This window comes from Halomonas sp. ABH4_019, assembly GCF_056159885.1.
The window spans coordinates 408,759-423,607 of record NZ_JBSWWC010000003.1; the positions used below are offsets into that span (position 1 = coordinate 408,759).

The 14,849-nt window shown below is 64.0% G+C and carries 11 protein-coding genes and 1 pseudogene; 9 read left to right on the plus strand and 3 right to left on the minus strand.

The features are described from left to right. Positions 1-133: 133 nt before the first annotated feature. Positions 134-1,810, minus strand: a complete 1,677-nt coding sequence (locus ACXAFN_RS14255) for an electron transfer flavoprotein-ubiquinone oxidoreductase (RefSeq protein WP_474989584.1) — start codon at positions 1,808-1,810, stop codon at positions 134-136. 357 nt (positions 1,811-2,167) lie between these two features. On the opposite strand from ACXAFN_RS14255, the gene ACXAFN_RS14260 reads away from it, so the two are divergent. The 3 genes and pseudogenes from ACXAFN_RS14260 to ACXAFN_RS14270 all read left to right on the plus strand — a co-directional run. Then, on the plus strand, positions 2,168-2,917 hold the full coding sequence (locus ACXAFN_RS14260) for an electron transfer flavoprotein subunit beta/FixA family protein (RefSeq protein WP_474989586.1): 750 nt from the start codon (positions 2,168-2,170) through the stop codon (positions 2,915-2,917). Positions 2,918-2,932: 15 nt separating this feature from the next. Further along, positions 2,933-3,859: an electron transfer flavoprotein subunit alpha/FixB family protein gene (locus ACXAFN_RS14265; RefSeq protein ID WP_474989588.1), complete on the plus strand. Its 927-nt coding sequence runs from the start codon at positions 2,933-2,935 to the stop codon at positions 3,857-3,859. A gap of 216 nt (positions 3,860-4,075) precedes the next feature. After that, a pseudogene (locus ACXAFN_RS14270) lies at positions 4,076-4,216 on the plus strand (4Fe-4S dicluster domain-containing protein); the annotation flags it as partial. 13 nt (positions 4,217-4,229) lie between these two features. Here the strand turns inward: ACXAFN_RS14270 and ACXAFN_RS14275 are convergent. Together ACXAFN_RS14275 and ACXAFN_RS14280 are read right to left on the minus strand one after the other, a co-directional pair. Next, on the minus strand, positions 4,230-4,880 hold the full coding sequence (locus ACXAFN_RS14275) for a response regulator transcription factor (protein WP_474989590.1): 651 nt from the start codon (positions 4,878-4,880) through the stop codon (positions 4,230-4,232). A 25-nt stretch (positions 4,881-4,905) separates the two neighbouring features. Continuing rightward, the gene (locus tag ACXAFN_RS14280; protein WP_474989592.1) at positions 4,906-6,714 is read right to left on the minus strand and encodes a PAS domain-containing sensor histidine kinase; all 1,809 of its coding nucleotides are present in this window, start codon (positions 6,712-6,714) and stop codon (positions 4,906-4,908) included. A 294-nt stretch (positions 6,715-7,008) separates the two neighbouring features. Here ACXAFN_RS14280 and ACXAFN_RS14285 point away from each other — a divergent pair, with 294 nt between their 5' ends. The 6 genes from ACXAFN_RS14285 to ACXAFN_RS14310 all read left to right on the plus strand — a co-directional run bounded on the left by ACXAFN_RS14285 (position 7,009) and on the right by ACXAFN_RS14310 (position 14,742). Next, positions 7,009-8,802, plus strand: coding sequence for an acyl-CoA dehydrogenase (locus tag ACXAFN_RS14285; protein ID WP_474989594.1), 1,794 nt, complete (start codon positions 7,009-7,011; stop codon positions 8,800-8,802). Between the two features lie 73 nt (positions 8,803-8,875). Then, complete coding sequence (locus tag ACXAFN_RS14290; RefSeq protein WP_474989596.1) at positions 8,876-10,270, plus strand: solute carrier family 23 protein; 1,395 nt, start codon at positions 8,876-8,878, stop codon at positions 10,268-10,270. 85 nt (positions 10,271-10,355) lie between these two features. Next, the gene (locus ACXAFN_RS14295) at positions 10,356-12,005 is read left to right on the plus strand and encodes an acyl-CoA synthetase (protein WP_474989598.1); all 1,650 of its coding nucleotides are present in this window, start codon (positions 10,356-10,358) and stop codon (positions 12,003-12,005) included. Positions 12,006-12,083: 78 nt separating this feature from the next. Further along, entirely contained in the window at positions 12,084-12,932 is an 849-nt protein-coding gene (locus ACXAFN_RS14300) for a 3-hydroxyacyl-CoA dehydrogenase NAD-binding domain-containing protein (protein ID WP_474989600.1), read from the plus strand. A 106-nt stretch (positions 12,933-13,038) separates the two neighbouring features. Next, a complete protein-coding gene (locus ACXAFN_RS14305; protein WP_474989602.1) occupies positions 13,039-13,788 on the plus strand; it encodes an electron transfer flavoprotein subunit beta/FixA family protein in 750 nt (249 codons plus the stop codon). Between the two features lie 15 nt (positions 13,789-13,803). Beyond that, positions 13,804-14,742, plus strand: coding sequence for an electron transfer flavoprotein subunit alpha/FixB family protein (locus ACXAFN_RS14310; protein WP_474989604.1), 939 nt, complete (start codon positions 13,804-13,806; stop codon positions 14,740-14,742). Positions 14,743-14,849: the final 107 nt, after the last annotated feature.

Below are 14,849 nucleotides of genomic sequence, written 5' to 3' on the forward strand. Positions count from 1 at the left end.
CGACAGGATGTCGATTCAGGGGCGGCAAGAGGGACCTTGTTCCGCCCTGAGCGCGTCACCCGGCTCGCAAAGCGTCTGGTGCAAGCGAGCCGGTGCTGGTCGATGACATGACTCTGCCTGAATCGGGTTTCCCTTACATATTCGGGTAGTTCGGGCCGCCTCCCCCTTCCGGCGCCACCCAGGTGATGTTCTGGGCCGGGTCCTTGATGTCGCAGGTCTTGCAGTGGATGCAGTTCTGGAAGTTGATCTGGAACTTCGGCTTGCCGGCGTCGTCCTCGACCACCTCGTAGACCCCCACCGGGCAATAGCGCTGGGCCGGTTCGGCGTACTCGGGCAGGTTGTCGCGGATCGGCAGCTCGGGATCGGTCAGCCGCAGGTGGCAGGGCTGGTCTTCCTCGTGGTTGGTGTTGGAGAGGAACACCGAGGAGGGCTTGTCGAAGGACAGCACGCCATCCGGCTTGGGATAGTCGATTTTCTCGCAGTCGGCCGCCTTCTTCAGCGCGGCGTGGTCCGGCGTGGTGTCGTGGACCCGCGGCAGCTTGCCACCGGTGAGCTGGTCGAGGAAGTTGTAGGCGCCGCCGAGCACGGTCCCGTACTTGTGGATCGCCGGGCCGAAGCTCGCGCTTTCGGCGAGCTCCCGGTAGGCCCAGCTGGCCTGCCACTTGTCCTCGAAGGCGGTCAGCTCCTGGCCGCCCGCGTCATTGTCGCCACCCGCCGCGATCGCCTCGAAGACGCTCTCGGCGGCCACCAGGCCGGACTTCATGGCGGTGTGCAGGCCCTTGATCTTGGCGAAGTTGAGGGTGCCGGCGTCGCAGCCGATCAGCAGCCCGCCGGGGAAGGTCATCTTCGGCAGGCAGTTGAGCCCACCCTTGGCGATGGCTCGGGCGCCGTAGGCGACCCGCGATCCGCCCTCCAGATACTGCTTGAGCACCGGGTGGTGCTTCATGCGCTGGAACTCGTCGAAGGGCGACAGGTACGGGTTCTGATAGGACAGGTCGAGGATCAGGCCGACCACCACCTGCTGGTTCTCGGCGTGATAGAGGAACCAGCCGCCGTGGGTCGACTTGTCCAGCGGCCAGCCGGAGCCGTGCAGTACCAGGCCCGGTTCGTGCTTGTCGGCGGGCACGTCCCACAGCTCCTTCAGGCCGATGCCGTAGTGCTGCGGATCGCGGCCCTCATCGAGCGCGAAGCGTTCGATCAGCCGCTTGCCGAGGTGGCCCCGGGCGCCCTCGGCGAACAGGGTGTACTTGGCGCGCAGCTCCATGCCCGGCATGTGGCCGTCCTTGGGCTGGCCGTCGGCGCCGACGCCCATGTCGCCGACGATGATGCCCTTGACCACGTCATCCTCGACGATCGTCTCCTGGGCGGCGAAGCCGGGGAACACCTCGACGCCGAGCGCTTCGGCCTGCTCGGCCAGCCAACGGCACAGGTTGCCGGCACTGATCACATAGCGGGTCTGGTCGCCGCCGGTGTTATGCATGGTCTTGGGGACCAGGGCGTTGGGCAGCTTCTGGGCCTTTTCGGCATCCTTGAGCAGGTAGAGCTCGTCGCGCACGGCCGGCGTGGCCAGGGGGGCGCCGCGCTCCTGCCAGTCGGGAAACAGCTCCTGCAGGGCGCGGGGTTCGAAGACGGCGCCGGAGAGGATGTGGGCGCCGACCTCGGAACCCTTCTCGACCACGCACACGGTCAGTTCCCGCTCGGCCTCGTTCGCCTGCTGCATCAGGCGGCAGGCCGCGGCCAGCCCAGAGGGTCCGGCGCCGACGATGACCACGTCGAACTCCATGGCATCGCGTTCGATCTGTTCTGTCATTGGATTCTTCTCCTCCCTTGCCGGAGATACCCAAGGCCCGGGGCATCAATCGCGCCGACAAGATTTAAAACGGTCGTTTGCTTCTGGGTGTGTCCCATGATAGGCATAATAGCCGCAAAGGGGCACCCCTTACGATGGCAGGGGGCGAGAGGTGCGACTCTCGGCATGCCGGGGATTGTTGCCATGGCCCGGGCTGTGGCACATTTAGGGGGTTTTTCGGTACGGCGCCTATCAAACGCTTGCATGAAACGCATAAAAGCATGCCGGTCGGTTCTATGAGGCTCGGTGTCGCGTTCCGCCAGCGTGCCGCCGGCCTCCGTCACCCAAGGTTCCGAGATTGAACCAAGCGAGGGCAATATGAAGGTACTCGTCGCGGTCAAACGCGTCATCGACTACAACGTCAAGATTCGCGTCAAGCCGGATCACTCCGACGTCGACCTGACCAACGTCAAGATGGCCATGAACCCCTTCTGCGAGATCGCCGTGGAAGAGGCGGTGCGGCTCAAGGAAAAAGGTGTTGCCACTGAGGTAGTGGCGGTCACCGTGGGCCCCAAGGCCGCCCAGGAGCAGCTGCGCACCGCCCTGGCGCTGGGCGCCGACCGTGCGATTCACGTGCAGACCGACGAGCCGGTCGAGTCGCTGGCCGCGGCCAAGCTGCTGGCCAAGGTGGTCGAGGCCGAGCAGCCGGGCCTGACGATCCTCGGCAAGCAGGCCATCGACAGCGACAACAACCAGGTGGGCCAGATGCTCGCCGCGCTGACCGGCCGCCCCCAGGGCACCTTCGCCTCCGAAGTGGAAGTCGATGGCGACACCCTCAAGGTGACCCGCGAGATCGACGGCGGCCTGCAGACCGTCGCGCTCCAGCTGCCGGCCATCGTCACCACCGACCTGCGCCTGAACGAGCCGCGTTACGCCAAGTTGCCCGACATCATGAAGGCCAAGAAGAAGCCGCTGGACACCCAGACGCCGGACGAGCTCGGCGTGTCGGTCGCCTCCGGGCTCAAGCGCGTGCGCGTCGAGCCGCCGGCCGAGCGCCAGGGCGGCGTCAAGGTGGGCTCCGTGGACGAGCTCGTGGACAAACTCAAGAACGAAGCCAAAGTTCTTTGATAAGGAGTTGATCTGATGAGCATTCTGGTACTCGCGGAACACCACGACGGTCAACTGGCCGAGGCCACCGCCCACGTGGTCGCCGCCGCCCAGGCCATCGGCGGCGACATCGACGTCCTCGTCGCCGGCGAGAACGTCGGCGCCATCGCCGAGGCCGCCGCCCAACTCGACGGCGTGGCCAAGGTGCGCGTCGCCGACGCCGCCGTCTACGCCCATCAGCTGGCCGAGCCGCTGGGTGACCTGCTGGTGGCGCTGGCCGACGACTACAGCCACGTGCTGGCGGCGGCCTCGACCACCGGCAAGAACGTGCTGCCGCGGCTCGCCGCGCTCAAGGACGTCAGCCAGATCTCCGAGATCATCGGCGTGGAGAGCGCCGACACCTTCCAGCGGCCGATCTACGCCGGCAATGCCATCGCCACCGTGCAGAGCGAGGATGCCCTGAAGGTGATCACCGTGCGGCCCACCGCCTTCGACGCCGTCGGCGAGGCGGGGAGTGCCTCCGTGGAAGCGGTCGAGGCCGGCATCGACAACGCCCTGTCGTCGTTCGTCGACGAGCGGCTCGAGCAGAGCGACCGCCCCGAACTGGGCGCCGCCAAGATCGTCATCTCCGGCGGTCGCGGCATGGGCAGCGGCGAGAACTTCACGCTGCTCGACGGCATCGCCGACAAGCTGGGCGCGGCGATCGGCGCCTCGCGCGCGGCGGTGGACGCCGGCTTCGTGCCCAACGACATGCAGGTCGGCCAGACCGGCAAGATCGTGGCCCCGGAGCTGTACATCGCGGTGGGCATCTCGGGCGCCATCCAGCACCTGGCGGGCATGAAGGACTCCAAGGTGATCGTCGCCATCAACAAGGATGAGGAGGCGCCGATCTTCCAGGTTGCGGATTACGGCCTCGTGGCGGATCTGTTTGAGGCGCTGCCCGAGCTGGAGCAGAAGCTCTGATAAGGCGCTGTGGGAGCTCCTTCAGGGGCGAAGACGGAGTTGGCACCTTCCATCGGGCCTGAAGGCCCTCCTACAAGGGGGCGATACCCCTGCCTGAAGCTCGCTTGCGAAGTCGATCGTTCCTTCCGGTTGTCGACGGACCACGGCGCAGGCCGTTCCGTCGACTTTTTTCTTTCCAGGGAGCCCCACCATGACAACCACAATCGAACGCGAGTCGATGGACTTCGACGCTTCGATAAGCCCTCCTCGGTGTTCCTGTCCAGCACCCACCACGAGGAAGACCAGCCCTGTCACCCCAGGCTCAGCGATCCCGAGCTGCCGATCCGCGACAACCTGCCCGAGTACGCCGAACCGGCAATCTCTTGAACTCCTACTCTTTTGGCATCACTTCGACCAACCCTAATGCCACCGCCATTCTGACCAGCTCAGCCAGGTTCTCGGCACCTAAGACACGCATGGTCCGAAGCCGGTAGACCTCCACGGTCTTGGCACTGATGTCCAGGTGCTCTGCAATCTCACGGCTGGTCATGCCCTCGGCAACGTGGCGCAGAATCTGTTGTTCCTTCGGCCGCAGCTCGGCGAAACGGGCGGCGAGTTCATCCTGTTGCCGTTGCTCCAGGCGCTGATGCTGGTTCAAGGCCAAGGCCTGCTGTATGCAGTCGATCAACTGCTGGTGGTTGAAGGGTTTCTCGATAAAGTCGAAGGCGCCGGCCTTGAGCGCCTGCACCGCCATAGGGACGTCACCGTGGCCCGTCATGAAGATCACCGGGGCGACATCACCACGCTCCCGCAACTGCTGCTGCACCTGCAGGCCGCTCAAGCCAGGCATGCGTACGTCCAGCAGGATCGCCGCGTGAGGGGCATCATTGGCCTCGAGCAGGGCTTCGCCGGTGGGATAGGCAACGGTCTCGAGTCCGACGGATTGGAGCAGCCAGGTCAGCGAGTCGCGTAACGCCTCGTCGTCATCCACCACTGCGACCAACGGCCGGTCGGCTGCGTCCGGGGTCAGGTTCGCGTCCACCAACGTGCTCTCCTCGGTCGCTGCCTCAAGATTCTCCAAGTGTACCGTTAATGCCGTCGCGGCAGGAAGTTGATGCCTTGGGCAGAGTCACCACGAAGCGGGCCCCCGCGTGGTAGCCGTCGTCGATACACAGCTTGCCTCCCATGGTCTCGGTCAGCGAGCGGCTGATGGCAAGCCCCATCCCCAGGCCCTCCCGCTTGGTAGAGTAGAAGGTGGTGAAGGCAGCCGCGGCGGCTTCCGGCGTGAGGCCGGGGCCTTGGTCGGTAACCGAGAAGGCGATCTCGCCCGCCCCCCACTGCCAGCTTGCCAGGCGTACACGGCGCGCATCAGGGGTGTCGCGGCTGGCGTCCAAGGCATTGAGCAGTAGGTTGACGACCACCTGTTCGAGCGCCGTCGCATCGGCCATCACGGGGGGGAGCCCCGGCGAGCTCACGATATCGATCTCGATCCGCTCCGCCTGGAACTGCCATTCGCAGAGATGGCAGGCGCTGTCCAGCACCTCTTCAAGCTTCACCGGGCCTGGGCGGATTTGTCCTTTACGCACGAAGTTGCGAATGTGCCGCAGTCGCTCGGCGAGTCGCTGCACCTGATCGTTGAGGCGGCTGAGGGGCTCCTCCAGCGCTGCGGCGGGTAAGTCCGGGTTGGCACGAAGCTGCATCAGCGCGCCACTCGCATAATTGGTGATGGCACCCAACGGCTGATTGAGTTCATGTGCGATGTTGGAGGCCAGCTCACCGGTGGCGGCCAGCCGATTGGCGTGGGCGATCTGCTGCTGGTGGGTGCGCGCCTGATCCTCCGCCTTCTTGCGTAGGCCGATGTCGCGGTTGAGCAGTGATAGATGGCCCTGCGCTGCCCCCGGCCCCCGGTGGGAGATGACCACGGTCAGCACCGGCACCGCCCCCCCGGGGGAGAGCATCTCAAGTTCGCCACTCCAGGCCCCCTGACGAGAGGCGGCGGGAAGTGCGATCTTGCGCAGCCGTCGTAATGACTCTTCCTGATAAGCCTGGCTGAGCTGAATTTCGCTTTCCTGGCTGGAAAGCTGAAACAGATGGCGTGCCGCTTCATTGGAATAAAACACTTTTTCGCTGTCGTCGACGAACAGCACATAATCGGTCGTGGATTCCACCACGCGTGCCAGGCGCTCCCGGGTCGCCTCGGCGTGGATGCGCCGACTCACGTCCCGCGAGACGCAGAGAATATCGATCAGCTCGCCGGTCTGGGGATCGCGGTGGGTGCGGCTGGTCGTCTCAAACCATACATAGTGGCCATCCTTTGCCCGGAATCGGTAGGTCTGCTGATAGAAACCGCTGTCGTGGTAGATGTGTGGCGACTTGTTGAGCATGGCGGTCAAGTCGTCGGGATGGAACATGTCGTAGGCCGAGGCACCGATGAGCTCCTCGGGCTCGTAGCCCAGCAGCGTTTTAGCCGCCCTGGAGGCATACAAGAAGATCCCGTCCTTGGCATGGCGCGAAATCAGGTCAGTCGTGCTTTCGGCCAGCTCTCGGTACCGATGCCTGTCTTCGGTCAGCCGGGCGATGGTGGCGTGTTCTTCGCTCAGCACTTCGGCGATCCATAGGCAGTGTCGTGGGTCGAGTGGCGTCGGTCGCCAGCGGAGAGCGTGCGTACCACGAGTCCACTCCAGGCCATGATTCAAGCTGGCCGCGGTTGGCGGCTGGAAGGCGCCTGAGGGGAGCAAGGTCTCAGTCGCCAAGCCGAGTTCGGCGGCCAGCCGTTCGGCCTGGGGATTGACAAAGCTTAGCTGTCCCTTATGTTTCCCGGCGATGGTGACCACGACCATGGGAAGCGGGATATCGACATAAGGGCGGTAATCCATGGGAGCTCCTGACGCGAACTGCAGGCCGGCCTGTAAAGAGCAGGGATACGCATGTCGCCGTGCTTTGACGCACCTACCGAACAAACGAGAAACCGCCACTCGCCTGTCACAGGGCCGGGTAAAGGGGTGAGACCGGTGATTCTCAGGCTCCCAGACCATCCCCGCAACACCCTGGCTGCTTACGCTCCTCACAGGGGGCTCCCCTTTAGTCTAGCCCCGACCTTTGGTGTATTGCCAACCAAAAGTAGTGAAATCACTATCAACCATGGTAAATACATATCCAAAGGTAGTGCCATGACGGTTTATGCCCCCCCTATCCGAGACACGCGTTTCGTGCTCGAAGAGTTGCTGGAGAGCCGGTCTCTGACGTTGCCGGCCTTCACCGAGGCCACGCCCGACCTGGTGGAAGCGGTGCTGGAAGAGGCGGGGCGCCTGGCTAGCCAGGTCTGGGCGCCGCTCAATCAGACCGGCGATAGGCAAGGCTGCCGGCTCGAGGGCTGTGAGGTGCAAACCCCTCAAGGCTTTGCCGAGGCCTATCAGGCCTTCGTCGATGGCGGTTGGAATGGCATCGGCTGCCACGCCGAGCTGGGGGGACAGGGATTGCCCGAGGTGGTAGCCAGCGCGGTACAGGAGTATTGGCACGCTGCCAACATGGCCCTCGCCTTGTGCCCGATGCTGACCGCCGGCGCTATCGAAGCCCTCTCCCATCATGGCGACGATGGCCTGCGCTCACGGTATCTGGAAAAGCTGGTGGAGGGGAGCTGGACCGGCACCATGAACCTGACCGAGCCGCAGGCCGGCTCCGACCTGTCTCAGGTCCGTAGCAAGGCGGTCGCCGAGGGTGATCACTTCCGGCTCACTGGACAGAAGATCTTCATCACCTGGGGCGAGCATGACTGCGCCGAGAACATTCTCCACTTGGTGTTGGCCCGTACCCCGGATGCTGCGGAGGGCAACAAGGGGATCTCGCTGTTCCTGGTGCCCAAGTTTCTGGTCGACGAAGACGGCAACCTCGGCAAGCGTAATGACGTGGTGTGTACGTCACTGGAGCACAAGCTGGGCATCCACGGCTCTCCCACTTGTACGCTGAGCTTCGGTGAGCGGGAGGGGGCCATCGGCTATCTGGTCGGCGAGCCAGGGCGCGGGTTGAACCATATGTTCACGATGATGAACGAGGCGCGCCACAAGGTCGGTATCCAAGCCATCGGCGTCGCCGAACGCGCCTATCAACAGGCCGTCGCCTATGCTGCCGAGCGCGTCCAGGGGCGGGTAACTCAAGCGCGGGGGGGAGGCCCGGCGCCCCTGGTCCAGCACCTCGAGGTGCGTCGCAGCTTGCTGTCGATGCGCTCCCGCATCGAAGCCCTGCGTGCCCTGGCGCTATTCACGGCGAGTGAAGCGGATCGTGCTCGCCAGGCCGAGGATGGCATTGCTCGCGAGCGAGCCCAGAGGCGGGTCGATCTGCTGACACCGATCGTCAAGGGCTTCTCGACCGAGCAGGCCGTGGAGATCGCCTCCCTCGGCATTCAGGTGCATGGCGGCATGGGCTATGTGGAGGAGACCGGTGCGGCACAACTGCTGCGCGATGCGCGGATAACCACGATCTACGAAGGCACGACCGGCATTCAGGCTTTGGATCTGGCCGGGCGCAAGCTGCTGCGTGATAGTGGCGCCACCCTGGCGGAGGTCGTCGATGAAGTCGAGACGACAGCCAGTGAACTGGCGGCGTCTGCCTCGCTGGTGCCGCTGGGGCAGGCACTCCGGGGTGGCACGGCGGATCTGCGCCGGGGCATGGCTTTGGTGCTCGAGCAGGGGGGGCATCCTGACCAAGGGCCGGATGCCATTCAGGCGTTCGCCACCCCCTTCCTGTATCTCGCGGGGCATGTGCTGTGCGCTTGGCTGATGGGACGCTCGGCACTCAGGGCACAGAGGGCGCTACAGGGTAACAATTCCGATAGCACCTTCTATCAAATGAAGCTGGCCAGCGCCGACTTCGCCTTACGCCACTGGCTGCCACTTGGTCGTGCCCAGCTGGCCGTGATCGAGGCGGGGGTATCGACACTCGGTGAACTGGATAGTGAAGCGCTGTAGTCGAAGACCGTGTCGCAAAGACGGGCTTTCACAACCACAATCAGCCATCCTGAGAGGATGGTGGGAGACATCCATGCAACTCAAAACGCGTCGACATGGCGAAGAACAACCCTATTGGCCCGCCGGCCCCTTCAAGATGCGTCTGCCCTTCATCCATTACCGTTGGGAGGCAGCGGAGATGATCCAGGGGCTGATCATGTTTGTGGTCAGCCTGGCGATGATTCCGCTACTCGAGCAGTACTTGGGGCTACCCTATGATGTGGCACTGGGGTTCGTGGTGGTCTGCGGTATCGGCTTCATGCTGCCGGCCCTGATGGGAGTGCCACTGGTGCCGGGCTGGATCACCCCGGCGGTGCCCATCGTGCTGGTGTTTCTCGGCAATTTCGAGCCGGGTCCGGAAGCCATTCAGGCCCTGTTCGCACTGCAGTTCCTGGTGTTTCTGATTTTCTTTCTGCTGGGAGTAACAGGCTTGGGTGCCAAGCTGGTCCGCTGGGTTCCCAACTCTCTACAGGCTGGCATTATCGTGGGAGCCGGCATCGCGGCGATTACCGGCGAGATCCAGGAGGGCGGCAGGCTGTCCAACACCCCGATCTCTCTCACCCTAGGGTCACTTATCGCGATCTTCTTGCTGTTCTCACTAGCTTTTCGAGGCTGGGTCGAGCGCCACATTATCGCTAAAAGAATCGCCAATTACGGCATCGTCCCGGGGATGATAGCCGCCATCGTGATCGCTTGGTCGATCGGCGAATATCCTCTGCCGGCCATCGAATGGGGCATCACTCGACCGAACTTCACCGAAATGTGGCATTACCTTCCGTTCGTGGTGGGATTTCCCAGTCTGGATGTTTTCATGCTGGCCGTGCCCACGGCCGTGATCGCCTACGTCATTGCCTTCGGTGATATCGTCGTCGGCCGTACCTTGATGTCTCGGGTTGACCATCTTCGTCCCGATGAGAAGATCGACTATAGTACCGACCGTGTTCACCATGTGACCGCCCTGCGTAACCTGATTCATGCTTTCCTTGCCCCTTATCCGGGTCTGGCCGGACCGATCTGGACGGCAGTCACCGCCACCATGGCCGAGCGCTACAAATATGGACGCACGGCGATGGATTCCATCTTCAGCGGTGGAGGAACCTTCTGGATCACCGGCTTTGTTGCCCTCTTCACCCTGCCTCTGGTCAGCTTGTTCCAGCCGGTGCTCCCCATCGCCCTGTCGCTGACCCTGATCCTGACCGGCTATATCTGCCTGATGGTGGGCATGGAGCAGACCCAGAGCACTGCCGAGCGGGGGGTGGCCGGTACCATGGCGGTCGTGCTGGCGGTCTATGGTGCCGGTTGGGGGCTGGCCGCTGGCTGCATCCTCTATTATCTGGTGGAAAAACAGAACCTCTTCGGGTTCGAAGCCAAAGCATCTCTCCATAATGAGGCTGATGAAGAGCCGGCCAAAGCCACGAGTCACCAATAGGCTGCTGGAACCGTGACGAGACCACGCCAGGCCATATTACGCATAACTGACTAATTGCTTCGGACAGCAATGAGTGGAGTCGAGCATGACAGATCAAGCGGATAACATTTTCGAGCAGGACTTGCCTAGAACCCCTGCCAACCATGTGGCACTGTCGCCATTGACCTTTATCGAACGAAGCGCCCAGGTCTATCCCGATTATCCGGCAGTAGTGTATGGCAAGCTGCGTCGCGACTGGGGCGAGACATGGGAGCGTTGCCGGCGACTGGCCTCGGCACTGGAGGCACGTGGTGTTCGACGCGGTGATACGGTGGCCACGATGTTGCCCAATGTGCCGGCAATGTTCGAGGCTCATTTCGGCGTGCCGCTGGCAGGCTGCGTACTCAATACCTTGAATATCCGTCTCGATGCCGAGGCCATCGCCTTCATGCTCCAGCATGGTGAGGCGAAAGCGATCCTGGTGGATCCGGAGTTTGCTTCAGTGATCGAGGAGGCTGTTTCAAGGCTGGATGTGAAGCCGCTGGTGATCGATGTGGCCGATGCATTGTTCGAGGGAGAGGCGAGGGCAGTCGGCGCCGTGGAGTATGAGGCGTTGCTTGCCGAAGGCGATCCAGACTATGACTATCGTCTGCCCGATGACGAATGGCAGGCGATTTCTCTCAACTACACCTCGGGCACCACGGGCAAGCCCAAGGGTGTGGTCTATCACCACCGTGGTGCCTATCTGAATGCAGTCAGCAACATCCTCGAATGGCATATGCCGCCGCACCCGGTCTATCTCTGGACCTTGCCGATGTTTCACTGTAATGGCTGGTGCTTTCCGTGGACGATAGCGGCCAACACCGGCGTCAATGTCTGTCTTCGTCGGGTAGAGCCGGCCAAGGTAATGGCTCTGTTGCACGATGAGAGGGTCAACCACTTCAGCGGCGCCCCCATCGTGTTGAACGGCTTGGTCAACCTGCCCGAGGCACAGCGTCGGGCTCTGGAGCATTCGGTCAAGGCTACTACCGCCGGGGCGGCGCCGCCGGCACCCGTTATCGCCGGGGTCGAGGCCCTGGGTATCGAAGTCACCCATGTCTATGGTCTCACGGAGGTGTATGGCCCGGTGACGGTATGTGCCTGGCGCGAGGCCTGGGACGAGCTTCCTTTGGAGGAGCGGGCCAGACTCAAGGCTCGTCAGGGGGTGCGCGGCCATATGCTCGAGGCCTTGTGTGTGGCAGACAGTGAGACACTGACTCCCGTCCCCAAGGACGGCAAGACCATCGGCGAGATTTTGATGCGTGGCAATAATGTCATGAAAGGATATCTCAAGAATCGCGAGGCCACCCAGGAAGCGCTGTCCGGCGGCTGGTACCATACCGGCGATCTCGCGGTATGGCATGCCGATGGCTATATCGAGATCAAGGATCGTCTGAAGGACATCATCATCTCGGGTGGGGAGAACATCTCCACCGTGGAAGTGGAGGATGTGCTTTATGCCCATCCTGCCGTGGAAGAGGCCGCCGTGGTGGCCAGGCCTCACGAAAAGTGGGGCGAGACGCCTTGCGCCTTCATCAAGCTCAAGGCGGGTCATGACGAGGTCGGCGAACAAGCCATCATCGACCATTGCCGAGCGCGGCTGGCCCATTTCAAGGCCCCCAAGACGGTCATTTTCACCGAGTTGCCCAAGACCTCGACCGGCAAGGTTCAGAAGTTCGTATTACGCGAGCGAGTCCGTCAGGAGTCGGGTTGCTGACGCTGAGAAAGCCTTCGTACCTGACATCGCATGCATAGCATCGGCTTCCAAGACTTCACGACAGAGGAGATCCAACACATGAGCAAGCAAGCCATCGGCGTCGTCGGCGCCGGCACCATGGGCCAGGGTATCGCCCAGGTGGCGCTGACCGCCGGCCGCGAGGTGCGCCTCTACGACGTCGCCGAGGCGCCGCTGGCGCGGGCCCGGGCGGGGATCGCCAAGGGCCTGACCAAGCTGGTGGACAAGGACAGGCTGGCCGCCGAGGCGCGCGACGCCGCCCTGGCGCGACTCGCGCCGACCACCTCGCTGGAGGCGCTGGTCGACTGCGAGATCGTCATCGAGGCGGCGCCCGAGCGGCCCGACCTCAAGGAGCCGTTGTTCCGCGACCTGTCGCGGCTGGCCCCCGAGGCGATCCTCGCCTCCAACACCTCCTCGCTGTCGCTGACCCGGCTGGCCGCGGTCAGCGAGCGTCCCGAACGCGTGGTGGGCATGCACTTCTTCAACCCGGTACCGGTACTCAAGCTGGTGGAGGTGATCCGCGCCGAGCAGACCGCGGATGCCACCGTGGCCCGCATCGAGGCGCTGGCCGAGGAGCTGGGCAAGACGGCGGTGGCGATCGCCGACTCGCCGGGCTTCGCGGTCAATCGCCTGCTGGTGCCGATGATCAACGAGGCGGCCTTCTTGCTGCAGGAGGGCGCGGCCAGTGCCACGGACATCGACCGTGCCATGCAACTGGGCGCCGCCCATCCCCTGGGCCCGCTGGCCCTGGCCGACCTGATCGGCCTGGACGTCTGCCTGGCGATCATGGAAGTGCTGCAGGGCGGCTTCGGCGATCCCAAATACCGGCCCTGCCCGCTGCTCAAGCGGCTGGTGGCGGCCGGCCACCTGGGACGCAAGAGCGGCCGCGGCTTCCATGCCTATGCCTGAGCGCTCCCGCTCGCGACATGCAATATCGCAGCTTGCTTATCTGTTGTTTTTTATCAACAAAGTATTAGGGGGTATTTATGAAAGTCCAAAGTATTAGGGGGTATTTATGAAAGTCCTCGTCGCGGTCAAACGCGTCATCGACTACAACGTCAAGATTCGCGTCAAGCCGGATCACTCCGACGTCGACCTGACCAACGTCAAGATGGCCATGAACCCCTTCTGCGAGATCGCCGTGGAAGAGGCGGTGCGGCTCAAGGAGAAGGGGGTGGCGACGGAAGTGGTCGCGGTCACCGTGGGCCCCAAGGCCGCCCAGGAGCAGCTGCGCACCGCGCTGGCGCTGGGCGCCGACCGGGCCATCCACGTGCAGACCGACGAGGCCGTCGAGTCGCTGGCCGCGGCCAAGCTGCTGGCCAAGGTGGTTGAGGCCGAGCAGCCCGGCCTGACGATCCTCGGCAAGCAGGCCATCGACAGCGACAACAACCAGGTGGGCCAGATGCTCGCCGCGCTGACCGGCCGCCCCCAGGGTACCTTCGCCTCCGAGGTTGTCGTAGAGGGCGAGACCCTGAAGGTGACCCGCGAGATCGACGGCGGCCTGCAGACCGTCGCGCTCCAGTTGCCGGCCATCGTCACCACCGACCTGCGCCTGAACGAGCCGCGCTACGCCAAGCTGCCCGACATCATGAAGGCCAAGAAGAAGCCGCTGGATACCCAGACGCCGGACGAGCTGGGCGTGTCGGTCGCCTCCGGGCTCAAGCGCGTGCGCGTCGAGCCGCCGGCCGAGCGCCAGGGCGGCGTCAAGGTGGGCTCCGTGGACGAGCTCGTGGACAAACTCAAGAACGAAGCCAAAGTTCTTTGATAAGGAGTTGATCTGATGAGCATTCTGGTACTCGCGGAACACCACGACGGTCAACTGGCCGAGGCCACCGCCCACGTGGTCGCCGCCGCCCGGAAAGTGAAAGAGGCCATCGGCGGCGACATCGACGTCCTCGTGGCCGGTGAGAACGTCGGCGCCATCGCCGAGGCCGCCGCCAGACTCGACGGCGTGGCCAAGGTGCGCGTCGCCGACGCCGCCGTCTACGCCCATCAGCTGGCCGAGCCGCTGGGCGACCTGCTGGTGGCGCTGGCCGACGACTACAGCCACGTGCTGGCGGCGGCCTCGACCACCGGCAAGAACGTGCTGCCGCGCCTCGCCGCGCTCAAGGACGTCAGCCAGATCTCCGAGATCATCGGCGTGGAGAGCGCCGACACCTTCCAGCGGCCGATCTATGCCGGCAACGCCATCGCCACCGTGCAGAGCGATGATGCCCTGAAGGTGATCACCGTGCGGCCCACCGCCTTCGATGCCGTCGGCGAGGCGGGGAATGCCGCCGTGGAAGCGGTCGAGGTCGGCATCGACAACGCCCTGTCCGCCTTCGTCGACGAGCGGCTCGAGCAGAGCGACCGCCCCGAGCTGGGCGCCGCCAAGGTGGTGGTCTCCGGCGGTCGCGGCATGGGCAGCGGCGAGAACTTCACGCTGCTCGACGGCATCGCCGACAAGCTCGGCGCGGCGATCGGTGCCTCACGCGCGGCGGTGGACGCCGGCTTCGTGCCCAACGACATGCAGGTCGGCCAGACCGGCAAGATCGTCGCCCCGGAGCTGTACATCGCGGTGGGCATCTCGGGTGCCATCCAGCACCTGGCGGGCATGAAGGACTCCAAGGTGATCGTCGCCATCAACAAGGACGAGGAAGCGCCGATCTTCCAGGTTGCGGATTACGGCCTGGTGGGTGATCTGTTCGAGGTGCTGCCGGAGCTAGAAAGCAAGCTGTAACCTTCGAGAGCCAGCGGTCACGCTGGCTTTCGGGCTAGCAAGCGGGCCGGCCTCTCCACGGAGAGGTCGGCCCGTTTGCGTTGGTGGCGTCTTGATGCTGAGGCGCG